The sequence below is a fragment of the Tepidibacillus infernus genome, from assembly GCF_048898065.1.
Taxonomy (GTDB): domain Bacteria; phylum Bacillota; class Bacilli; order Tepidibacillales; family Tepidibacillaceae; genus Tepidibacillus_B; species Tepidibacillus_B infernus.
Genome location: NZ_JBLWFI010000002.1, coordinates 123813 through 146838, shown reverse-complemented (window position 1 = coordinate 146838; position 23026 = coordinate 123813). Strand labels below are relative to the sequence as shown.

The following is a 23026-nucleotide window of genomic DNA, read 5'->3' as shown; positions in this document are numbered from 1 at the left end:
TTTGTTCCTTTCCTCTATAATAAGAAATTGATTTCTTTAGAGAATAAGTTGTTATTCTCTATTCAAAAACACTTTCACTTGCTCCAATGTTGGTATACTGGGAATTCCACCTTTTCCTTCTGTAGTTAGTGCTCCTACTGCATTAGCGAAAGTGACGATTTCTTCAAATTCAAATAGATTTAACAAATCTAAAGGTTTATTCATTTCAAGAATTTTATATAATACACCACCAACGAAGGCATCTCCAGCTCCTGTTGTATCTACAACGTTGACTTGGAATCCTTCTTTTCCTCCATATACCTTTTTGGATCGATAAAAGCAGCCTTCTGATCCTAACGTTACAAAGATAACGGATGTACCATACTGTTCCTGTAAAAGTTCTGTTCCTTTTAACACATCACGATAACCAGTTAAAAATTCTAGTTCTATCTCAGACAGTTTCACAATATCTGCATATTCAAACCCCTTTAATATCTGTCTTTTTGCATCATCAAGGGATCTCCATAAAGGAATACGTAAATTCGGATCATATGAGATTAATATGTTATGTTTCTTTGCATATTGTAAAGCCGTAAAAGTTGCTGTGGTTACTGGCTCATTTGTTAGAGATAATGAACCGAAATGAAAGATACGTGATTGTTTTATAATCTCTTCATTAATTTCATCCTTCTCTAGCATAATATCAGCACCTGGATCTCGATAAAAACTAAAGGAACGTTCACCGTTTTCATCTAAGTGAACAAAAGCCAGTGTTGTATTTACTTTTTCCGAGAATAAAAGATTGCCTGTATCGATATTTTGATGCTGTAATACACCCTTTAACATATGACCAAATTGATCATTACCAACTTTACCAATAAACGCTGTTTTCTTATTTAATCTAGAAAGTGCTACAAGTACATTTGCAGGAGCACCCCCAGGGTTCGTTTCAAACAATATATTTCCCTTTTCTGAGTGACCCGAAGGTGTAAAATCGATTAATAATTCTCCTAAAGCAGTTACATCATACATATACATCATCCTATTTCCCGTTATTAAATTATCTTTTTTGAAGAGAAAAGCCAGACGATAATTTTGTCTGGCTTTATATCACTTTAAGAAAGTATAAGTGCAACTAAGGCTTCTGCCTACGCCAAAAGCTTGTCACAAGCCAAGTTTTCTTTATTGAATTATTGTTTGTTGAAACGGTCTAATCCTTTTTGGTACACTTCCATTAATTTATTAAGCCCCATGGCATCTAATTGTTTAACATAGTCATCCCATTCTTTCTCAATTCCGCCTTCAATCAACCAATGAGCTTCTTTTTGCTTCACAAATGCTTTAATTTCCGGTTCAATCGTATTGATAATTTCCAGCTCTTCAGGACTAAAGAAGATAAATGGGTAATTTTCTTTTACCATATATGGTCTGTAGTATTCATCAAGAATTTGTAATCTTTCCTTCGCTCTTGGCTCCATGTCTACAAATTTTCCAAAATACTCTTTTAATACCACAAACGGTCCTCCCGGAGCCACCTTTTGTCGTAATTCACCCATTGCCACACCTGGAGGAAGCTCTTTATTCACTAACATCCCATTTGCATCTTCCTTGTATATTTCACCAATTGGACCCCAGTTAATTTGAGCTGACATTTTTGGTTCATACAATTGGTCGACCCAACGCATGGTAATTTCAGGGTATTTGTTCGCTGATGTAATGACGAAGGCATCTCTTCCATATTCAGAATAATTCGAACGCCCAATTACAATCTTACCATCTTTCCCTTTTAATGGGGGTAAAACTACGTAATCTTTAACTCGATCAGGTCCAACCACTTCTGTATTCTCCCACCATATGAAAGAACCTAATGTTGGATCTTGTGTTTTACCTTTTGCAAACAGTTGCTCGACCTTTTGTGTTACAACCTCTGGATCAATTAATCCTTCTTTCACCCAGCCATTAAAATATTGGATCGCTTCTTTAAACTCTGGTTGTACAGCCGCATAGAGGACTTTTCCATCTCTCACAATACGGTGATCAGCATCGTTAGGAGAATCCGGCAGCCCAAATAATCCAATTAAATCTCCTTCATTACCGGTCCAACCGTTATACCAGAAAGTCAAACCAATTTCGTCTTGTTTTCCGTTTCCATTCGGATCCTTTTCTTTAAATGCTTTTAACACATCATGGTATTCTTCTAATGTAGTCGGCATCTGCAAACCAAGATTATCTAACCATGTTTTATTAATGAACATAATATTTGGCATTCCAATAAGATCCATTTCTTCCGCGCGCGGTAGTGAGTAAATATGTCCATCTGGTGCTGTTACAACTTTTTTCAACTCTGGTCTTTGCTCAAATACCTTCTTTAAATTAGGTGCATATTTGTCGATTAAATCCTCTAATGGTATAATGGTACCGTTCTGACCATATTGCACAAGGTCATGATCTGAAAAGCCTGACGCATAGAACGCATCTGGCAGGTCGCCACTTGCCAGCATTAAATTTTTCTTTTCTTGATATCCATCGCCAGGGATATTATTCCATTTAATGTGAACGTTCGTTGCTTTTTCAAGACGGTCAAAAATGACCATTTCCGAATAGTCAGGTGCAAGAGCTGCCTTTGGTGAAACAAAGTTTAACGTGATTTCTTTGTCGACAATCGGTAAACCTGTTTTATTAAAGGCAACCTCTTCTTTTTTCTCTGAGGTCTTTGAATCCTTGCTTGCACATCCTGTTAAAGCTAGTGAAACACTTAATCCTAAAATCAATGTTATTGTCATTATCTTCTTCTTGTTTCTCTGCATACTTTTTTTAATTCGTCTAATCATTTATTTTCCTCCTCTTTTGATAGAAATTGGATGGCAAACTAACATTTACGCTTCCCATCACCCCCTTATCGTTGATCTTTTCTATTAGCCTTTAATACTGCCGATCATAACCCCTTTTACAAAATACTTTTGTACAAATGGATATACGATTAAAAGCGGGATGGAAGCTACAATGATCACACCGTATTTAATTAACTCTGAAATTTTTTGTTTCGCAGCTAATGAGTCCAGATCACTAATCATCATTGTGGATGCCTGATTTTGAACCAAGATATTTCGTAAAATTAATTGAAGTGGATATAAGTTTTCATTGTTTAAATAAATTAATGCATCAAAGTATGAATTCCAATGTCCTACAGCATAAAATAAAACCATTACAGCGACAATCGGTTTTGATAATGGGAGGACGATCTTCCAAAAGAATTTGACATCCGAACATCCATCCATTTTTGCAGCTTCTAATAATTCGTTAGGAATGGAAGTCTCAAAAAATGTTTTAGCAACAATAACATTCCATACGGCTACAGCCTTTGGTAAGATTAATGCCCACATTGTATTAAGTAAGCCTAAATTCTTTACAACTAAATAGGTTGGAATTAATCCACCTGAGAAAAACATCGTCATGAGAAATAAAAACATAATCACGTTTCTTCCATACAAATCTTTCCTTGATAATGCATAAGCAGCCATTAATGTAAAAGATACATTTATAATTGTTCCCACAACCGTATAGATGATTGAATTCATATAGCCCAACCAAATCTTGCTATCTCTAAAAATTCGTTCATACCCTTCAAAGGTAATTTCTTTAGGTAATAACCATACCTTCCCGTCGTATATCATATTGGGATCACTGATAGAGGCAATTACGATAAAGTACAAAGGATAAATTACCAATATTAGAATAATCGCAACTAGAATAATATTAATTATATCGAAAACCTTATCTTCCTTTGATCGTCTTATAATCTTGCTTTTCTTCAAGGCTAGTAAACTCATTTTTTATTGTACCTCCCTGTTACCATAATCCTTGGCCAGATAATTTCTTCGCGAATTTATTTACTGCAACTAATAAAATTAAGTTAATCACTGCATTAAACAATCCTACTGCTGCAGCGAAGCTATATTGTGCCTGCTGCAAACCCATTTTATAAACATAGGTTGGGATAATCTCTGCAGCTGGCTGGTTCATTGGCGTTTGTAATAGGTAAGCCTTTTCAAAACCAATGTTCATAATGTTGCCAACTGATAGAATTAATAGAATAACAGCCGTCGGCATAATTGCTGGAATATCCACATGTAAAATCCGCTGCCACTTATTCGCTCCATCCATCACTGCTGCTTCATGTAACTCTGGACTAACACCTGCAAGCGCTGCTAGATAAATAATCGCAGCCCATCCCGTTTCCTGCCACACACCTGAAGCAATATATAGTGGTTTAAACCATTCTGGTTTTGCCATAAATGAAATTGGATCTCCACCAAACATAATGACGATATTATTAATCAATCCATTGCTTGAAAAGAATACATAAATCATTCCGGCTAATACAACCACTGATATAAAATGCGGGGCATACACTACGGTTTGAACAAAACGTTTGTATTTCTCACTTCTTATTTGGTTTAACATAAGCGCAAGAAAAATAGGGAGTGGAAATCCAACGATTAACTGAGTGACACTAAGGCCAAGTGTATTTTTAATAAGGCTCCAAAATTGATAGGAATCGAAAAAACGCTCAAAGTGCTTAAATCCAACCCATGGGCTTCCCACAATTCCTTTCGTTGCTACAAAATCTTTAAATCCAATTAATACTCCATACATTGGCATATAATGGAATCCAATAAAATAAATTAACGCAGGTAAAATAAATAAGTAGAGCTGATAATTGTTTAAAACCTTTTTCAGTTTATATGTTTTTTTACCTTGAATAGGTGAATCGATTGCCGGATTTGCCTTACCTACCACATCCATATCATTACCTCACTTTCAATTAGTAAATTAACCTCTTTTATTAATATCCGTAGTCGTTTAGAATTTTTAGACACAATTGTTTTTTTCATATCATATAAGAATTACTACCTTTTAAGAAATCGATTTCTTGAATGTTCAAAAAAAAATTATCACACACCTACTGTCGATTCACGAATGATCAACTCTAGAGGAAATTCTATAGGTCGTATTTCGCTAGAATCAATTTCATTTTCAACCAGTTTAATGATCGTTTCAATTGAAGTTGTGGCTATTTTATCAATTGGTTGGTGTATGGTTGTTAAATTAGGCTCGATAATTTTCGCAATAGGCAAATCATCAAACCCAACAACAGCTAAATCCTCTGGAATACGTACTCCGTTTTTCTTTGCTTCTGAAATAATACCTACTGCTACTTCATCACTTCCAGTAAATACGGCTGTAACCGGTTCCGGAAGAGACCTTAACCGATAAAAAATCTCTCTTCCACTTGTAATATCAAAAGCATTATTCATTATCAAAGAATCATTAAAAGTAAGGTTAAACTCTTTTAAGGCCTGTAAAAATCCTTCTTTCCTTTCAAGACCTGAACGACTTTCATTATCACTAATACAAAATGCAATACGTTTATGCCCTAATTTAAGCAAATGTTTTGCTGATAAATAGCCACCTTGCTTTTGATCTACTTTTACAATAGGGATTGCGGCGTCCGAATCTGTAAAATACTCATTACATAATATTATTGGACCATATTGTAAGTATCCTTTAATAAATTCCCAAGAATTACGAACTGATGCCATAACAATTCCATCTACTTGACGTGTCTTTAAAAGATCCAAAAAATTCTTTTCATCTTTTAAATCATGACGAGATTGACAGATTAATAGTTTATATCCTAATTTTTCAGCTTCTATTCCCATCGTTTGAACTAATCTACTAAAAAAAGGATTCGAAATAAGTGGAACAATAACGGCAAGGGTTTTTGTTTGTTTTATTCTCAAATTTCGTGCAGAAACATTGGGTGTAAAACCTAATTCATCCATCGCCTTAAGAACCTTTTGTCGAATCTCTTCATTAACGCTTGAATTATTGTTAATAACTCTAGATACACTTGCTCTTGATACGCCTGCAATTTTGGCTACATCAGAAATCGTTGTCATTTTGTCTCCCCTTTCTGGAGAAATCGATTTCTTTAACTAATTATAAGATATAAATTAAGCGTTTACAATCTTTTTTTGGAATTTTTTTAAGCCGGATAATAGCGCTTTATAACTACGCACTTCTAAGTATACCGCCTGTAATACCATACTTATTAAAGGTTGAATGGATAAAAAAGATTTATAATTAGAAAATAGAACCTAAAATCCACGTAGACGAAATGAAAATTATAGAATTTTGTCTCTTTTGGAAACTCTCGAAAGGTTGGAAAAATGGGACACGTTTGCGAAATTTCATTGTAATTATTTCTCAAATCGGAGCTTGGTCTTATAATTGGCATTGCATACTATTTGAGAAAAATAACAACAAAACCGATAGTAAATACTACCGGTTTTAACGAATTTCATTGGCGGTTCTTGCAATCTCAACATATCTTGAAAGTTCCTCCTCAAGGTATTGGCTAATAAGGGAAACCATCTCTGAAGGGTCCTTTCCGTTCGTGTGATAGCTTGTAAAACAATTATAATAACGTTTACGGTCGCCATATTTAATATTGATGGGAGGATAACCCTCTTTCATTAGCTCAAGATTTAAAAGCAAACGTCCAGTCCTACCATTACCATCAATAAATGGATGAATGGTTTCAAATTCCAAATGAAATATTGCCGTCCGTTCAACAACGTGGAGAGATGACAATTGCTCATAATGCATTATAAGCTGTTCCATTTGTACCGGCACAAGATATGGCTCAGGAGGTGTATGAATAGCCCCCATAATGGTTACTGGTATACGCCTGTATATTCCTCTATCCTCCCGTCTATCCATCAAAACAAGGCTGTGAATTTCCTTAATTACCTTCTCGGATATTGGAACTTTTTTCTGTACTAATTCCTCAACATATAAATAAGCCTCTTTATGACCCACTGCCTCCAAATGATCTTTCAAAGGCTTTTTATCGATTGTAATACCCTCTTTTATTATTAGGGCTGTTTCCTGTAGTGTAAGAGAATTACCTTCAATGGCATTGGAGTTATAAGTGAAGTTTATTAAAAATTCTTCTCTTAATCTCAATAACTCACCCTCGTTTAGAGGTCTATATGAATTTAACTGGTGAAACAGTTCTTCAATTTTATTAAAAGTAACTATTTTTGATCCCTCTTTTCATTTCCGATATCTAATTTTCTATATACTGATATTATATCTTAATACAGATCAAAAATACATTTTCTAATGTAAATTCAATCATTTCCAATTAAATTTTTTTATGATAAAATGATTCTAGAGATAGTTTATATATCAGTTTTTTGACATAAACTTATAAAGACCGCAGATGTTGCAGGATCTACGGTCTTACAATAGATTGCCTCAAAGGCGATCGACCTATAGAAAGTGGATGGTAGACCTCCAAGCTTTCCGAGCTCAAGGGAGGTCTACTTGTTTTTCAAGTAGGAAAGTAAGGCCAAGATGAACATGCCGAACATGAACATCAGAATTAAAGCGTCCTTTACTTCCATAGCATCACCTCCTCTCTGGAGATGAGCCAACCGCCCTTGATAGCCGATTCTATTGCAACCATATTATACCATAGAAACTAGAAAGCGAACATATTTTCTATATTATTATTAATGAAAGAAAATTAAATTTTCAATATGTGATTAATGTACATATATCAAAATGAATTTAATCCCTTTCATTCTATCCAGCAGACTAACAATTTTTAATATACGTTATTATTTTGAATCATCAGATATAATTAATGCAACGCTAGTGAAATTTTTTATAAAATGGTCTGATAATTTCTGACACCATATAGAATACGCATAATAATCACCTAATGCCCCGGTTCATGAACGATCGTATTTGTATATTCTTCCCATCTCGCATCTATTCGAGTGTCGTCCATGATTGCTCGGAGGAGCTCTTTCAAACCCATCAATTTCCTGATTAAACAATGTTTTTTTAAATTTCTTTTCGTTGCGCTAGACCAACGCGTCGATGCGCATAAACTTTTGATTTTCCTTTAATTTGAATTTAAGTTTTAAATCACCCCTTTTCTTTTTCCAATGTAGGGTAATCCCTTTAATCCTTCCTAAAAAAGTTCTAACAAAATCTACCTATCTCATTTTTTGAAAACTCTAGGTGCATGCCTGGCAAGTGGCCGAAGTCTGCACTTTTATCAAACAAATCGGCTTTATGATCTTCCTCTGTCCACAGGAGATCTGAATAGGTGTTCTTAATTAAGGTAGCTGATTTTCCGATATATAAGTAGTCAGGACATTTTAATCATTTTGAATAGATTTGCCCTGATGACAAACAAAAGGTATTAAAATTTGATAATCAAAAATTGGTTTTGTAAATACCCATGGAAGATTTATGTAATTCGTTTTCTCTCTCATAATGTATAATTCAAGACGGACAGTTATCACGATATTTATTCGTATGAAATAAGTAAATAGAGAAAGGATGTCATAAAATGCTAAAGGATCCATTTCTCAGTCAATTGGTCAAACAAGCCCAGCAAGGGGACGACCACAGTAGACAAATTTTAATTGAAAAAAGTAAAAACTATATTGAAATGGTAACCTCGAAAATTTGTAAACAGAGAGTTACATGGAATGATGATGAAATGAGTGTGAGTCTTATAGCATTTAATGAAGCTATTAACAGATATCAAAAATCACAAAATGATAACTTTTACGCCTATGCCCAAGTCCTTATTAAATCTCGGCTTATCGACCACTTTCGAAAAGAAAGCCGGCAACAAGTGGCAGCTAGTTTAGACGACGTTGTCCCCAAACATACAAATGGAGAAGATTATGACGTTAATCCTATTGAAATTCAGATGGCTTGGGAGAACTATAATCAACAGCAGCTGGTCAAAGAACGATGGGAAGAAATCCAGATTTATACTTCTCGATTGGAGGAATATGGGATTGACCTAGATGAACTGGACTACGTTTCTCCAAACCGTGCGGACGCAAGAGCGAATCTTGTGCAAATAGCATATGATTTTGTCAATTATCCTCATCTGGTAGAATATCTCCAAAAAACGAAGCAACTTCCACTTAAGCAGATGCTTGATTTCTCGGGGGTTAGTCGAAAAACTTTGGAGCGGGGAAGAAAATATCTCATTGCCCTCATTCTGATACTCCTGTCAGAAGACCTTCCTCATCTTAAATCTTCGATTGCATTCCCAAATTTACAAAAGGGGGGAAGGAAATGATTGAAACGAAAGGAATAGTGATGAGGGTGACCGACCAACATATGGTCGTCATGTGTGACGATGGGAAATTTCGTAACCTTCCATTGCCAAAGGAGATTCCCGGGGTTGGTGAATATGTTGTTGTTCCGCTTCAAAGAAAAAAAAGAATTTCCTTTTGGGTATCAGTGGCTGCTGCGTTTTTTATTTTTTTGTTAGGTTCAATCCTATGGAATCATCTTCAAGCCAAAACCTACTACGTGGTGGCGATTGATATTAATCCCAGCTTTGAATTGTATTTGGACTCCGCAGCACAAATTATTCGTACAGAACCTTTAAACCAAGACGCAGTGCATTTACTCCATGATCTTCAACTGAAAAAACTGACATTAAACGAGGCCATTCCTCAATTAATTAAAAAATCGATTGACTTGGGCTATATCTCGAAAGAGAAAAAAAATCTGATAATGGTCTCCATCATAAAGGTACAGGATAAAGCGTCTGAAATCAGCCCGCGTTCCGTAGAGTCTTTAATCGCAAAAACCTTTCAATCGAAAAGTATCAACGGGTATCTGAAGGTGGACGTAACCAACGAATCGGAATACAAAGAATCCAAGCAAGAGGGGCTTTCCCTAAACAAATGGCTACTCATTCATGAAGCAAAAAAGAAAGGATACCGTCTATCTTTTGAGAAATTTGAGTCTCATTCGGTAGAAAGCATTCTTGATAAAGCCGGAACAAGTGTTGAGAAGTTTTTTAGTCCCATTGGAATCATACCACCACAACCTGCTTTACCTTTGCCCCAAACAGAATCACAAAGCAAACAGATTCGACCGGAACAATCGAACGGAGAAACAGACTATTATCAAAGGTCAAAACAAGAAGGAAAAGTTACGGATGAAACACCCCCGTCCGACCAAAAAAAAGAGACAGAAAATGACGGATTTCAGTCCAAATATAATAATCAGCTGCCAACTGACAAATCGAATGAGGATACTTACCCAAGTAATCCAAGTGGAACAACTAGCGAAACAACTTCTGGATCACCTGAATCATCGGAAGAAAGTTCCTGGAGTGAGCCAATGAAACAGAGTTCTCAGGATCCGACTAATTCAACATCCACACAAAATGAAGAAACAACGACGACACAATCAAGCCCGACCTCTGAGTCAACAACCAATAACAGCCAGACAACCGAACCAAATTCTGATTGGAATGGGTCTAGCAGTGGGGCGGGAGGGTGGTAAAAAATTGTCAACAAATGACGAATCTACCCCCAGTTCTTGTGGATGTTCAACGTATATGGAAGTAGAAACATAAAAACTTGGAAAATAAACCACGAAATCCGTGAAACACGGGATAGGTAAAACGGAAAACCTAATGTTCAATAGAACGATGGTGGTTACCGTTGCCGAAGGTCTATGAGATAACTGGAGTGCAATCCCTGCCCCTTTTATACATAACCTTGGCTTGTGGGAAAAAGGGAGGTGTGTAAAGCACTAGAATGGCAATGGTTTGAAAAGTAAAATAGTTAAGTTTGTTCTAAACTTCAATCAAAACAATAAAAAATGGAGGTTTTATTCATGAAAGAAAAAATTGTCGCTTTATCTCTTGTATCGGTATTAGCGCTCACCCCGTTTACTTCTGCGTTTGCTGAGACAGGTACGGGCACCGACACAGGTACCGGTTCGTCTGTTACGGAATCAGGTACGGGCACCGAGACCGGTTCGCCTGTTACAGAATCAGGTACCGGCACCGGGATCAGTAACACCTCAGAAACGGGCACCGACACAGGTACCGGTTCGTCTGAGACTCGCTTTGGTGATGGTATGGGAGAGTATACTTCCAATTTCAGCAGTTTCTCCTTTGATTCAGATCTGGACGAAGTCACCAACCTTTCTCAATCCGTGAAGACGGACTTTCTTTCTAAGATTGATATAAAAACCTTTCTGCAAGATCAACAACGTGAAAGTGACCTGTTTAACATAGGACAAAGTGAAAACCACAAGTCTCAAATTGCCAAAGTCCAGAAATCACTGCAGGCCAATCCGGAAAATGAAAGTTTATATGTTGAATTAGCCTTAATATACTTGGCAGATGGTGATCAAGAAAATGCTGTTCAGGTTATGACCGAACTGGCTAACAAAGCACCAGAAAGTTATCTTACTTTCCTCCTTCGGGCAGAAATTGCTGAGCAACAAGGTAAATCAGATGAAGCTGTTGCTAATCTAAAACAGGCGTTAGAAAATAACCCGAACAGTGTTTATACACGGACAAAACTTGGTGAAGAATTGGCCGCTTCAGGGAATTACAATGAAGCCATCGGCCACCTTACCATTGTAGCTGCATTAAACCCAAGGGATGAAAATGTATTTAATAAGTTAAATCAAGTTTTTGCAGAGGCCAAAACTCCTGGCATTAAAACATTTGTTGATGGTGTTACTCCTGTATTTGATGTAAAGCCGTTTATTGAGAACGGGAGAACCCTGGTTCCTATCCGTGCTATCACAGAATCTCTTGAAGCGAATGTAGGTTGGGATGGGGTAAAAAGACAGGTATCTATTGAACGTGGGAATGAAACGGTCTTATTGACTATTGATAGCAACGTGGCCATTGTCAACGGACAGGAAATTACGATTGATGTTCCTGCCAAGATTGTAAATGGTCGAACAGTTCTTCCACTACGCTTCGTAAGTGAAGCATTTGGTGCCAAGGTTGATTGGAAAGCGGAAAGTCAAATGATTGTGATATCTGAATAATTCAAATGATTATGCTCTACCTCTACGGGAAATCTAGTAAATAGATTTCCCGTATTTTATGTTCGCCCATGGCGGGCGCACATAAAAAAAGCAGCGGCATCTTATTTCTAAAATGCTGCCGCTAATTTGTAATAAGGAATTCCTTATTCGTTATTCGCTGTTTATAAATAATGCGACCTACGTTATCTAAAAATTATGCTTATTTTATCCACTATAATCCTGCATCAAAGTGATAAACATTTGGAATTAATTTAGTATATTGCAAGGTTCCTTTGTCAAATCCTGTGTTCTCATTTATCAACAAAATATACAGTCACTATTTTACTCTTATATTTTGATAGTGCCTCTTTCACCTCCGGTCTTTCTTCGTAATCGTAACAATCTATTATTTCGCCGACAGTTATGTAACCCTCATCATAAAGAAGAAACAGTTGCTCCCCTATATTAGCAAAGTTTTGGAAATCCCTCTGACTTAACCTATCAAATGGCGATGAATAAGAATTAAAAATAGAATAGATTGCTACATATCCAAAAATTATAAACAAGGCAATTATTAATAAGCAAATTGCTAAAACTTTTTCCCAGCGTTTCATTCTGCACTTACCTCTATATATGTTTTCACTTAACCACCTCAATTTTAATTCGCATACTCAAACGAATGCTCACTAACAATATTATAAAACATCAACTTTAGCTGAGCATTTTTTAAAAAAATCTTAGTTTTTTATTAGTGGTTTATCATCATTTTAGGGTAAAAAACAGCTCTGTTTTTTCAGTTTCAAAATCGTATATATTGCGTTTTATATCAAGCGTAACTGCTATATATAGTGGTTTTTAAGCTGTTTTCTTTGCGAATTATCCACATGAGCCGTCTGCGGGAACATGTCGACTGGTTGAATATATTTCACTTTATACCCTTCCTTTAACAGAATAGATAAATCTTTTCCTAAGGTAGAAGGATTATAAGAAACATAGATAAAACGTTTAGGTTTTACTTGAATAATCGTCTTAAGCAATTTTGGATCTAAACCTGTTCTTGGTGGGTCAACAATTAATAACTCAATTTGAAATCCATTTTTCACCCACTTTGGTAATAATTCTTCCGCTTTTCCAATCGTCAACCGAATCTCTACATCTTGAAGATTCGTATATTTTTCAATTACTTCCTTAACCAATTCCCGTTTTGCCTCTAATTGACCTTTATACGCCAAATGCTGTAATGAGCATCCACCACACGGTAAAGGTAGCCAATTCCTTCACTCCATTTAATCATTTTTTTGATATTCTTCTTATGAGTTAATTTGTTTAATTATTTTCGCTGGGTTTCCACCTACTACAACATTATCTGGTACATCTTTTGTTACGACCGCACCTGAAGCGATAACGACATTATTACCTATATTAACCCCAGGGTTTATAATAGCTTTCCCTCCAATCCAGACATTATGGCCGATATTTACCGGTTTTCCGTATTCTACACCCGAAATTCTTTCATTCGCATTTAATGGATGAGTCGCTGTGTATATATGTACTCCTGGTGCAATAAAACAGTTATCGCCTATTCGAATTTCACAAACATCCAAAAAAACACAATCAAAGTTAGCAAAGAAATTCTCACCAACATGTATGTTGTAGCCATAATCACATCGAAACGTTGGTTCTATGAATAAACTTTTCCCAGTTGAACCAAACAGTTCTTTTAAAAGTTCAGTTCTCTTGTCACCCTCCGTTTCTAGTGTTTGATTGAATAATCTTGTTAATCTTCGAGCGTTTAATCTTTCTTTTAGTAATTCTGGGTCAGCTGGATTGTAAAGTTCACCATTTAACATTTTTTCTTTTTCAGTTTTCATTTTATGTAAAGCTCTCCTTTTTATTATAATGAATAGTTAATTGGATATCATGAATTTCACACAAACAGGTTGTGGAACTGTGATATCCGACTGCAATAAGCTTAGCTTCCCAGTTTCGACATTTCTTTGGAATAAAACAAGATTACTTGATTCTTGATCAATGCTAAATACTGCAATGCTATTATGTCCTCAATTACCAGCATAAATAAAACGGCCATCAGACGAGATGTGTATGGCACTGCCTTGATTATTATAACTGACCTACCTGAATTTAGGTAGGTCAGTTAGCGTGAAAAATAAGCTTAAATTTGGTAAAAAAGGGCGCAGCAAACTAAGGTCTTTAAAGACCTAAAAAAAATCAAGCTTTGGTTTTAAGCTACAGAAATGTCAGAAGCCTTTATTATACCTTGGGCAATTAGGAGTTTTATTGCCTGATTAATAGCTTTCTCTTTCTGCTTGTCCTGCATTTCTTGTGGCATATCAATTTTATACAAGTCGCTTGGATTCCACACTTCGCCAGTAACAAACATATTGTATATGGCGGTGAGTATCATCCTTGCAATAGCGATTATGGCTCTTTTTTTGCCTCTCCTTTTAGAAATGCGTTCGTACTTGATTTTGTAGTAAGGAGACTTATCCGATTTCACGGCTGCATGGGCAACTTGTACCAATGCAGGTTTGAGGTATACACCGGCACGTGTAATACGGACAGATTTCTTCTTACCAGCAGATTCATTATTGCCAGGTGTTAGTCCCGCCCAGCAGCACAAACGCTTGGAGTTGGCAAATTGAGACATATCTGTACCAATCTCGGAGATAATGGTGATTGCAGATGCTCTATTAACTCCGGGAATGGTACATAAAAGGTTAATGGCACTTTCATAAGGTTCGACCAACTTATCCAGTTTTTCGTCCAGTTCAGCAATCGAATTGGTTACGAAGTCGAGGTGAGAACGAACCATGATCATACGTTCTTTTTGTTCCTGAGTCATTTGGTATCCTTCAATAGATTCAACCACGTTATCTGCTTTTTTTTTCAAAGATTTATGAAGAAGAGAAGTACAGTATTCCGGGTCAAAGGTATCAGAGGAAATCAGATAGTCCGTGATGGAAGTGGCAGATTTGCCAAACATGTCGGAAACGACAGCATCAAGGGCTACATTACAGACTGTGAAAGCGTTTTGAAAACGGTTCTTTTCACTGCTTCTACAAGAAACAAGTTTAGAACGGTAGCGAGTGTATTCACGAAGAATACGGACTGGTTTATTAGGGATATAGCTTCCTGGTACTAAACCAAGGCGGAAAAGGTCAGCAATCCACTTAGAATCTTTTTTATCATCCTTATTTCCTTTTACAGCCTTCACCCATTTGGGGTTAGCAACAGTCATACGGATGGTATCTTCCAAAAGATTGTAGACAGGAACCCAATATTTCCCGGTCGATTCCATGCACATATCATAGCAGTTGTTATCAATCAGCCACTGCTTGAATTGAAGAATGGAATTGTTAAAAGTAGAAAATCTCTTTTTTGAATAATGAGGGGTAATCCCCTGTGAAGTAATAATTGTGGCGACGAGAAAAGTCTTATGCACATCGACACCGCAACAGATAGGATAAACAACTTTCATGGCACAGCCTCCTTTCATAATTGGAGGAAGAAGACATTGACTGAACCATCACACATTTAACAAAGAGCTAAAACAATGATTAGCGTGCGGTCTTATAGAACCACTTATTTGTGCTTGAAAGATGATTCTTACACTGGTTATTATACTGTTTTGAACTGAGAAGTAATCTACGACTCACCTCGCCGTGCTTTGTAGTATATCTTCTCCTTAAGTTAATCATAGCAAAGTGGTGAAAGCCGCACACCATTTTTCATTACTATTTGTGCCGCCAGCGCTAGCGGCGGAATGGAGGTTATTATTAAAGACTTTCACCATTCGTTTCAATCACGTTTTTATACCAGAAGAAAGATTCTTTTTTCTTACGTTCGAGTGTACCACTTCCATCATCATGCTTATCAACATAGATGTAACCATAACGTTTTGACATTTCTCCCGTTGATGCACTCACTAGGTCGATGCAGCCCCAACTTGTGTATCCCATTACGTCAATACCATCTTCATGAATTGCCTCACGAATGGCTTTAATATGCTCACGAAGGTAATCGATACGGTAATCATCTTTAATACTTCCATCTTCTTCAACCCTATCATATGCGCCAAGACCATTTTCAACAACAAATAGAGGTACCTCGTAACGGTCATAAAGTTTGTTTAATGAAATGCGGAGGCCAATCGGGTCAATTTCCCATCCCCAATCACTGGCTTTTAAAAATGGATTTCTGACACCTGACATAATGTTCCCCTGGGCCTTTTCTTCAGCTGTCTTTTCTTTCTTCTCTGTGCGGGACATATAATAGCTAAAACCAATATAATCTACGGTTCCTACTTTAAGTAATTCGAGATCTCCCTCTTCAATTTCCAGTTCAATTCCATGCCTTTTAAAATAGTTTTTTACAAACGCCGGATATTCTCCTTTTACCTGTACATCTGCACAATAGTAGTTAAAAAGTTGTTCTTCGTGGAGGGCAAACAGAACATTTTCAGGATTTGAATCGTAAGAATAAACGGGTGCGAAAAGGATCATGTTTCCAATTTTTGAATCGGGAATGATTTCATGACACGCTTTTACTGCAATCGCACTAGCTATAAATTGGTGGTGGAAAGCTTGAAACGTCGGCTTGTAACGATCCTCTTCGGTTTGGATTGAGAAGCCTAAGCCCATAATCGGCATAATTAATCCGCTGTTGATTTCATTAAATGTCATCCAATATTTCACTTTATCTTTATAACGCTTGAAAATGGCATATACATACCTTTCAAAGAAAGTGACGACTTTACGGTTTCGCCAACCGCCATATTCTTTAACCAAATGGACAGGCATTTCATAATGTGAAATCGTTACAACTGGCTCAATCCCATACTTGTGAAGCTCATCAAATACACGGTCATAAAATGCAAGACCTTCATCGTTTGGCTCAAGTTCATCTCCTTTTGGGAAGATCCTTGTCCATGCAATGGACATTCTGAATGCTTTGAATCCCATTTCTGCAAACAATGCAATATCTTCTTTGTATCGATGGTAGAAATCGATCCCTTCATGGTTTGGATAAACTTTATCAGGATCAATTTCAAAGTTAAAACCTGGCTCTGAAAGAACGTTAAGCCTTACTTTTCCTCCTGGAAGGACATCCGCAATACTCAAGCCTTTACTCTCTTCTTGAAAGGCGCCTTCAATCTGGTTGGCGGCTGTCGCTCCACCCCATAGAAATCCTTCAGGGAACCTTTTTTGATTCATCGTCATATCTTTTCACCTCAAACAAAATATAATTTATGAGAGGAAAGTCCTCCCATTGATGTTATTGTAGTGCTAAAACAATTTCCCCACTGTTTACTCTTCCTTCTTTAATAAGTTTGATTTCCTTGTAATTTCCTGGATTCGTAATAATGACAGGGGTGATTAAATCATAGCCTTCTGCTTTGATCGCTTCCATGTCAAAAGTGACAAGGGTATCCCCAACATTTACAAAATCACCATCTTTTACATACGCGATAAAATGTCTTCCATCCAGTTTTACTGTATCCAGTCCCACATGAATGAGTACTTCGGCCCCGTTTTCACTTGTAATACCGATTGCATGTTTGGTAGTAAAGACAGTTGTGACTCTACCCGTTACAGGTGAGACGACGATACCTTCAGAAGGCTGAATGGCAATTCCTTTTCCTATGATTTCACTGGAGAAAGTCTTATCCTTTACTTCACTTAAGGCTTTAACCTCTCCTTTTAAAGGACTATATATTTGTTCTGCTGCAACAACTAATGGTTTGCTCGTAGATGCTACAGTTGTAAAGTTCGTATTGTCATAGCTTTCATTTTCACTTTTAATATCCTCGAATCCCATTAAGAAGGTTGCCAATGCAGCTGCGACAAAAGCAATCGGTAGACCCAATAAAGCCAATAGAAATGTATCACCGATGAAAGATGCTATACCAGGTAATCCCACGTTACCACCAAGGATAAAATATTTCACTCCTACTGCACTATAATATGCTCCACCTACGGCACCACCAATCAGCGCACCGATAAATGGCTTTTTCAAACGCATATTTACACCATACATCGCAGGTTCCGTAATCCCCATAAGTGCTGTTAAACTTGTTGTCATAGCAAGAGATTTAAACGATTTGTTTTTTGAACGGAGGGCAACAGCAAAGGCGGCTCCCGCTTGACCCATATTCGCTGAAAACATGGATGGAAGAATCACGTCGTACCCTTTTGTTGTTAAATTGTTCATTACAATGGGCAAAAACGCGTAATGCATCCCTGTTATAATGATAAGTGACCATGTCCCCCCCAAAATCAATCCTGCTACAATACCTGCATAATCAAAAAGTCCACCTACACCTAAGGATAACCAATTACCAATAATTGAACCAAGTGGTCCAATTGCAATCAATGTTGCTGGTACAACGATGAGCAATGTAAACGTCGGAACAAGAATCAACTTGAACATGCTCGGTATGATTCGATCAATCCACTTCTCAACATAAGACGAAACCCAAACCGCCAAAAGAATCGGAATGACCGTCGATGAGTAGGTAACAGCGATTACAGGAAGACCTAAAAATTCTATCTTTTCACCAGAACCTAGCAATGCGGTCAACGATGGATGTAAGAGTGCAGCACCGATTGTTGCCGCAACGTACACGTTACTTCCAAATTTTCTTGCTGCGCTTACTGCAAGTAAAATAGGCAGGAAGTAAAAGGCTCCGTCTCCAATCGCATTTAAGATCGTATAAACCTGGCTCTTATCCGATAGCCACCCAATTGAGATTGCGATAGCCAGCAACCCTTTAATCATACCTGCTCCAGCGATTGCCGGAAGGATCGGTGTAAACGTACCAGAAATGACATCAAAAATAGCGCTAAGAGCATTTTTGCTTTTTCTTGATTTCTGGCCACTCTCTATTTTGAGCGAGCTGTTTTCTAAAAGTGCATGATAAACTTTTGGAACATCATTTCCGATAATAACCTGGAATTGATCCCCGCTCACATTTATTCCCATTACCCCCGGAATTTTTTCAAGATTTTCCCTGTCAACTAAACTATTATTTTTTAAGTTAAAACGTAATCTTGTTATGCAATGAATCACGTTCTGAACGTTTGACTCTCCTCCAACTAACTCAAGAATTTCTTTGGCTGTTTTTTTATAGTCCATTTTAAAGTGACCTCCTTTTAGTATGCTTAAAAAATAACCTGAAAAAGATGTAGGCACAAAAAGCCTTATTATCCTTCTCAGGTTTTGCCTGCTTGACCAGTAACAACCCTGAATTTCATTTATTAAGTTTTAAAAAATGACTACACCTTTCAAGTTGTTACTCTATAAGCCTTGCCGTCCGGATCAGAAGGCCTCTAGAAGAAATGTTAAATAAAAAAACCTAAATTGCACACCTCTATTGAGGATCACAATTTAGGTTTTGCCTGCTTGACCAGTAACAATCCTAAAAAATTAGGGTATTCAATTTATATTCTGATATTATCATGCATAAATGATTATGTCAACGCTTTCATTCGAAAGATTAATTTCTATTGACTACCCGTTCAATATGAATCGTTAAATATAACATTTCTTCATTCGTTAGATCATGGTTATATTCTTTTTTAATATAATCCTTAATCTTTTCAGTACATCTTGCTGCTTCTTTGTGCTTTTGTTTAATCATAATATATAAATAATCATCATCGTTTTCATAATGGGTTCCTTTAAAAACCCTTTGGGCGAAAAACTTTAAATGGGTAATAAATCGATAATAGTTTAAAGAATCTTCATCGAATTCCACTTTAAAATGATACTTGACGATATTAATGATTTGTTGAATGAATTTAGTAATATTCATCGTATTTGTAACATCTTCATTCATTTCTGCAGTAATGATATGAATAGCGATGAAACCTGCTTCATCTTCAGGTAAAGAAATATTAAACTTTTCATTTATTTGTTCTAATGCTTTTAATCCTATTAAAAATTCTTCTTTATAGAGATGCTTAATTTCCCATAATAATGAATTTTTTATCTGTGCTCCTTTTTGATGCCGTTCCATTGCGAAATTAATATGGTCAGTTAAAGAAACATAAATGTTCTCGTTTAAATTTTTTTCTAATATGTTTTTGGCATATTGAATAATTTCTTCGACTACAACCATTAGCTCAATAGGTACTTCACGAATCAGCATTTTAAAGTTATCCGATGTTTGTTTATTCTTTAAAGCAAAGATTTTTTGAATCTTCTCTTTTTCCACTTCTTCACCAGGTTTTTTCTGAAAAGCAATTCCTCTTCCCATAATAACTAATTCTTCGCCATTTTGAATAACGCTTACAACATTATTGTTAATAACTTTTGCTATTTTCATAGGATTTCCCTCCTCTCTTTACTGATTGCAAACGATTAAATAAATTTATGAAAAAAATCTTTTTGAATAAAAATAACCTAAGTCATAACAAAATAAATAAGATCAGTTTTGATCTTAAAAAATTTAGTGACTTAGGTTTTGCCTGCGTACCAGTAACAACCCTAAATAATATTTATTAATTTGATTTCAGTATACCTTCACTTTTAGACACGGGTCTTTGACACTTGCTTTTATATAAAAATCTCTGCAAGCCTTGAAAACAGGGTTTTTTTATTGAAAAAATGTCAAATTTTTTTCAATTTCTAGTGCGTAATTTTGGGTAATGTGTTATAATATAAGGGATTGGAAGGGGTTGTGGTTATGCGACTTAGTATATCCAAATCTAAAAATGCTACTTCACTTTATGTTATACAATCTGTTTACGAAAACGGTAAGCGTTCCACAAAAGTTGTTGAAAAGTTAGGAACGCTTGCTGAATTACAGCAAAAACTAAATGGGCGCGACCCTATTGAATGGGCTAAATCATACATAGAAGAGCTTAACAAAAAAGAGAAAGAGCAATCGCGAGAAGTCATCGTTAAATACTCGCCATCCAAAGTGATTTCCAAAGATCAACAACACTTCTTCAATGGCGGTTATCTTTTTTTCCAGCAAATCTATCACGAACTTAATCTTCACAAGGGTTCCGCTGAGATATCAAAAAAATATAAGTTCTCTTTTGACCTGAATGCTATCTTCTCACGGCTCCTTTACGGACGGATCCTTTTTCCTTCTTCCAAACTCGCTACCTATAAGCATTCCTCAAAGTTCATTGAACAAACTGACTTTGAATTGCAGCATGTGTACAGAGCGCTTGAAGTCATTTCCAAAGAAATGGACTTCATTCAGTCTTCTCTTTATAGAAACAGTCTCAAAATTTCAAAGAGAAACACGGGTATTCTCTATTATGACTGTACCAATTATTTCTTTGAAATTGAACAAGAAGATGGCCTTAAACAGTATGGCGCTTCAAAAGAACATCGACCGAACCCGATCATCCAAATGGAGCTGTTCATGGACGGAGATGGCATTCCTCTTGCTTTTAGTCTCAATAACGGCAACACAAATGAACAGATTACGCTTAAACCCTTAGAGAAAAAAATACTTTCTGATTTCAAACTTTCCAAATTTGTTGTCTGTACAGATGCCGGTCTGGCTTCTGAAAAGAACAGAAGGTTCAACAACGAAGGCGAACGCGCATTTATCACAACCCAATCGATTAAAAAGCTAAAAAAGCATCTAAAAGAATGGGCTCTTGATTCAAAAGGCTGGCGCCTTGTAGATCATGATAAAACTTATGATATCACCCAGCTTGACGAGGAAATTTATAAAGACAAATACTTCTTTAAAGAACGCTGGATTAAAGAAAACGGCCTAGAACAAAAACTGATTGTCACTTATTCCATTAAGTACAAAAACTATCAACGACAAATTCGTAATTCACAAATCGAACGTGCTCAGAAATTACTCGATTCGAACCCAACTAAAATTTCCAAAAGCAATCAGAACGACTATAAACGTTTTATTAAGAAAACCAGCTGTACTTCTGATGGCGAAATAGCGGACAATGAACTCTATGAATTAAATAACGAAACCATCGTTGCCGAAGAAGCCTATGACGGATTTTATGCCGTTTGTACGAACCTCGAAGGTAGTGCTCAGGAAATCATACGGATTAACCAGCGACGCTGGGAGATTGAAGAATGTTTCCGGATCATGAAAAGCGAGTTTAAAGCCCGACCTGTGTACTTAAGTCGCGAGGATAGAATTAAAGCACATTTTACAACCTGTTTTATGTCACTCATCATTTATCGATTATTGGAAAAGAAACTAGGAGATAAATTTACATGCAGTGAAATCGTCAACGGATTGAGAGACATGAATTTCTATGAGATCAAGGGCGAGGGATATATACCAACCTACACAAGAACTGATTTTACAGATACGCTGCATGAGACTTTTGGCTTTCGAACAGATTACGAGATTATCAAAAAGACACAGATGAAAAAAATTTTGAGCACGACTAAAAAATAAAAAAATTACTCACTTTTTTAGAATACAAAAAAAGCTTGAACCCATTGCAAATACAGGGGTTTCAAGCTTTTTATAGTTTTTAACTGTCAAAGATGAGAGTATACCTTCACTTTTAGACAGTGTCAACGCTTTCATAAATTTTCCCCATTTTACTTTATTATATCAATTACATTTTAATTGGGTAAATAGATTATTTCAAATATTTCCTTACTAATTCTTCTGCTGCCTTGATTCCTTCATCAGTAAAAGACACTGACTTTGAACGATGACTTCCATAAATCAAGCCTTCATCTGTTAATTCGTTAATTGTATCAAAGGGATATCTTTCCATGTGCTTGTAACTTCACCGAGTCCTATATCTTCGTTCCATGAAGTAAGATACATAAGCAAAAGGGTAAGTTCCTTTATTTTCTTCTCCAACACGCTTCACCCCTAAAAAAGTTTATCCTCTAATTCTGACAAGCCTTTGCGCTCCTGATTTATGCCATTGGCAAGTTCCAACGCCTTTTCCCATGTTTTTTCCGTTTCATACTTGAAAAACTCATACAAAGGGTTTAGATCCTTAGTTTCATCATATTTTTGCAGGCACTCATAATATATCCGCTTATCTTCGTCATTCTCTATTTTCCCAGAATGATACGCAAAAAGAATACGGAAGCTATCCAGATATTTATCTAAATCAGCAGTAGATGCAATTTTAGTGAACTCAGACGGGGTTTTCTAGGTTAT

Annotated in this window: 19 protein-coding genes and 1 pseudogene; 4 read left to right on the top strand and 16 right to left on the bottom strand. The window is 36.4% G+C overall.

Going from position 1 to position 23026, the window contains the following annotated elements; all coding sequences use genetic code 11:
- Nucleotides 1–51: 51 nt before the first annotated feature.
- The 7 genes from TEPIDINF_RS13100 to TEPIDINF_RS13070 form a co-directional block, all read right to left on the bottom strand.
- Nucleotides 52–1020 (bottom strand): PfkB family carbohydrate kinase, encoded by a 969-nt coding sequence (locus TEPIDINF_RS13100; RefSeq protein ID WP_421692268.1) that lies wholly within the window; start codon nt 1018–1020, stop codon nt 52–54.
- A gap of 149 nt (nt 1021–1169) precedes the next feature.
- Nucleotides 1170–2762 carry an ABC transporter substrate-binding protein gene (locus tag TEPIDINF_RS13095; RefSeq protein ID WP_421692327.1) on the bottom strand — a complete coding sequence of 531 codons (1593 nt, stop codon included), beginning with the start codon at nt 2760–2762 and terminating at the stop codon, nt 1170–1172.
- Between the two features lie 132 nt (nt 2763–2894).
- A complete protein-coding gene (locus TEPIDINF_RS13090) occupies nt 2895–3809 on the bottom strand; it encodes a carbohydrate ABC transporter permease (RefSeq protein WP_069799025.1) in 915 nt (304 codons plus the stop codon).
- 19 nt (nt 3810–3828) lie between these two features.
- Nucleotides 3829–4785, bottom strand: a complete 957-nt coding sequence (locus TEPIDINF_RS13085; RefSeq protein WP_421692267.1) for an ABC transporter permease — start codon at nt 4783–4785, stop codon at nt 3829–3831.
- 149 nt (nt 4786–4934) lie between these two features.
- On the bottom strand, nt 4935–5942 hold the full coding sequence (locus TEPIDINF_RS13080; protein ID WP_069799022.1) for a LacI family DNA-binding transcriptional regulator: 1008 nt from the start codon (nt 5940–5942) through the stop codon (nt 4935–4937).
- Nucleotides 5943–6333: 391 nt separating this feature from the next.
- Nucleotides 6334–7011: a Fic family protein gene (locus tag TEPIDINF_RS13075; RefSeq protein WP_421692266.1), complete on the bottom strand. Its 678-nt coding sequence runs from the start codon at nt 7009–7011 to the stop codon at nt 6334–6336.
- A 359-nt stretch (nt 7012–7370) separates the two neighbouring features.
- On the bottom strand, nt 7371–7454 hold the full coding sequence (locus tag TEPIDINF_RS13070; RefSeq protein WP_220126405.1) for a putative holin-like toxin: 84 nt from the start codon (nt 7452–7454) through the stop codon (nt 7371–7373).
- Nucleotides 7455–8413: 959 nt separating this feature from the next.
- On the opposite strand from TEPIDINF_RS13070, the gene sigI reads away from it, so the two are divergent.
- From sigI to TEPIDINF_RS13055, 3 genes are all read left to right on the top strand, one after another.
- Nucleotides 8414–9163: an RNA polymerase sigma factor SigI gene (gene sigI, locus TEPIDINF_RS13065; RefSeq protein WP_421692265.1), complete on the top strand. Its 750-nt coding sequence runs from the start codon at nt 8414–8416 to the stop codon at nt 9161–9163.
- Complete coding sequence (locus TEPIDINF_RS13060; RefSeq protein WP_421692264.1) at nt 9160–10386, top strand: anti-sigma factor domain-containing protein; 1227 nt, start codon at nt 9160–9162, stop codon at nt 10384–10386. The genes sigI and TEPIDINF_RS13060 overlap by 4 nt, the downstream gene beginning before the upstream one ends.
- A 336-nt stretch (nt 10387–10722) precedes the next feature.
- Complete coding sequence (locus TEPIDINF_RS13055; RefSeq protein WP_421692263.1) at nt 10723–11898, top strand: stalk domain-containing protein; 1176 nt, start codon at nt 10723–10725, stop codon at nt 11896–11898.
- Nucleotides 11899–12188: 290 nt separating this feature from the next.
- Here TEPIDINF_RS13055 and TEPIDINF_RS13050 read toward each other — a convergent pair whose 3' ends face one another.
- From TEPIDINF_RS13050 to licT, 8 genes and pseudogenes are all read right to left on the bottom strand, one after another.
- On the bottom strand, nt 12189–12491 hold the full coding sequence (locus TEPIDINF_RS13050; RefSeq protein WP_421692262.1) for a hypothetical protein: 303 nt from the start codon (nt 12489–12491) through the stop codon (nt 12189–12191).
- Between the two features lie 225 nt (nt 12492–12716).
- Nucleotides 12717–13010: pseudogene (locus TEPIDINF_RS13045) on the bottom strand (23S rRNA (uracil(1939)-C(5))-methyltransferase RlmD); the annotation flags it as partial.
- Between the two features lie 177 nt (nt 13011–13187).
- Nucleotides 13188–13748, bottom strand: coding sequence for a maltose acetyltransferase domain-containing protein (locus tag TEPIDINF_RS13040; RefSeq protein WP_421692261.1), 561 nt, complete (start codon nt 13746–13748; stop codon nt 13188–13190).
- Between the two features lie 36 nt (nt 13749–13784).
- Complete coding sequence (locus TEPIDINF_RS13035; RefSeq protein WP_421692326.1) at nt 13785–13925, bottom strand: beta-propeller fold lactonase family protein; 141 nt, start codon at nt 13923–13925, stop codon at nt 13785–13787.
- 194 nt (nt 13926–14119) lie between these two features.
- On the bottom strand, nt 14120–15376 hold the full coding sequence (locus TEPIDINF_RS13030) for an IS110 family RNA-guided transposase (RefSeq protein WP_415802040.1): 1257 nt from the start codon (nt 15374–15376) through the stop codon (nt 14120–14122).
- A gap of 298 nt (nt 15377–15674) precedes the next feature.
- On the bottom strand, nt 15675–17111 hold the full coding sequence (locus TEPIDINF_RS13025) for a glycoside hydrolase family 1 protein (protein ID WP_421692325.1): 1437 nt from the start codon (nt 17109–17111) through the stop codon (nt 15675–15677).
- A gap of 61 nt (nt 17112–17172) precedes the next feature.
- A complete protein-coding gene (locus TEPIDINF_RS13020) occupies nt 17173–19032 on the bottom strand; it encodes a beta-glucoside-specific PTS transporter subunit IIABC (protein ID WP_421692260.1) in 1860 nt (619 codons plus the stop codon).
- A gap of 361 nt (nt 19033–19393) precedes the next feature.
- Complete coding sequence (gene licT, locus TEPIDINF_RS13015) at nt 19394–20224, bottom strand: BglG family transcription antiterminator LicT (RefSeq protein ID WP_421692259.1); 831 nt, start codon at nt 20222–20224, stop codon at nt 19394–19396.
- A 360-nt stretch (nt 20225–20584) separates the two neighbouring features.
- Here licT and TEPIDINF_RS13010 point away from each other — a divergent pair, with 360 nt between their 5' ends.
- Complete coding sequence (locus tag TEPIDINF_RS13010) at nt 20585–22297, top strand: IS1634 family transposase (RefSeq protein WP_421692258.1); 1713 nt, start codon at nt 20585–20587, stop codon at nt 22295–22297.
- A 190-nt stretch (nt 22298–22487) separates the two neighbouring features.
- On the opposite strand, the gene TEPIDINF_RS13005 is transcribed toward TEPIDINF_RS13010, so the two are convergent.
- The gene (locus TEPIDINF_RS13005; RefSeq protein WP_421692257.1) at nt 22488–22628 is read right to left on the bottom strand and encodes a DUF6429 family protein; all 141 of its coding nucleotides are present in this window, start codon (nt 22626–22628) and stop codon (nt 22488–22490) included.
- Nucleotides 22629–23026: the final 398 nt, after the last annotated feature.

What these genes read in the sequence shown, in the direction of transcription:
- TEPIDINF_RS13100 (WP_421692268.1), bottom strand. Translation starts at nt 1,020, where the DNA reads ATGATGTATATGTATGATGTAACTGCTTTAGGAGAATTATTAATCGAT.
- TEPIDINF_RS13095 (WP_421692327.1), bottom strand. Translation starts at nt 2,762, where the DNA reads ATGACAATAACATTGATTTTAGGATTAAGTGTTTCACTAGCTTTAACA.
- TEPIDINF_RS13090 (WP_069799025.1), bottom strand. Translation starts at nt 3,809, where the DNA reads ATGAGTTTACTAGCCTTGAAGAAAAGCAAGATTATAAGACGATCAAAG.
- TEPIDINF_RS13085 (WP_421692267.1), bottom strand. Translation starts at nt 4,785, where the DNA reads ATGGATGTGGTAGGTAAGGCAAATCCGGCAATCGATTCACCTATTCAA.
- TEPIDINF_RS13080 (WP_069799022.1), bottom strand. Translation starts at nt 5,942, where the DNA reads ATGACAACGATTTCTGATGTAGCCAAAATTGCAGGCGTATCAAGAGCA.
- TEPIDINF_RS13070 (WP_220126405.1), bottom strand. Translation starts at nt 7,454, where the DNA reads ATGGAAGTAAAGGACGCTTTAATTCTGATGTTCATGTTCGGCATGTTC.
- sigI (WP_421692265.1), top strand. Translation starts at nt 8,414, where the DNA reads ATGCTAAAGGATCCATTTCTCAGTCAATTGGTCAAACAAGCCCAGCAA.
- TEPIDINF_RS13060 (WP_421692264.1), top strand. Translation starts at nt 9,160, where the DNA reads ATGATTGAAACGAAAGGAATAGTGATGAGGGTGACCGACCAACATATG.
- TEPIDINF_RS13055 (WP_421692263.1), top strand. Translation starts at nt 10,723, where the DNA reads ATGAAAGAAAAAATTGTCGCTTTATCTCTTGTATCGGTATTAGCGCTC.
- TEPIDINF_RS13050 (WP_421692262.1), bottom strand. Translation starts at nt 12,491, where the DNA reads ATGAAACGCTGGGAAAAAGTTTTAGCAATTTGCTTATTAATAATTGCC.
- TEPIDINF_RS13040 (WP_421692261.1), bottom strand. Translation starts at nt 13,748, where the DNA reads ATGAAAACTGAAAAAGAAAAAATGTTAAATGGTGAACTTTACAATCCA.
- TEPIDINF_RS13030 (WP_415802040.1), bottom strand. Translation starts at nt 15,376, where the DNA reads ATGAAAGTTGTTTATCCTATCTGTTGCGGTGTCGATGTGCATAAGACT.
- TEPIDINF_RS13025 (WP_421692325.1), bottom strand. Translation starts at nt 17,111, where the DNA reads ATGAATCAAAAAAGGTTCCCTGAAGGATTTCTATGGGGTGGAGCGACA.
- TEPIDINF_RS13020 (WP_421692260.1), bottom strand. Translation starts at nt 19,032, where the DNA reads ATGGACTATAAAAAAACAGCCAAAGAAATTCTTGAGTTAGTTGGAGGA.
- licT (WP_421692259.1), bottom strand. Translation starts at nt 20,224, where the DNA reads ATGAAAATAGCAAAAGTTATTAACAATAATGTTGTAAGCGTTATTCAA.
- TEPIDINF_RS13010 (WP_421692258.1), top strand. Translation starts at nt 20,585, where the DNA reads ATGCGACTTAGTATATCCAAATCTAAAAATGCTACTTCACTTTATGTT.
- TEPIDINF_RS13005 (WP_421692257.1), bottom strand. Translation starts at nt 22,628, where the DNA reads ATGGAAAGATATCCCTTTGATACAATTAACGAATTAACAGATGAAGGC.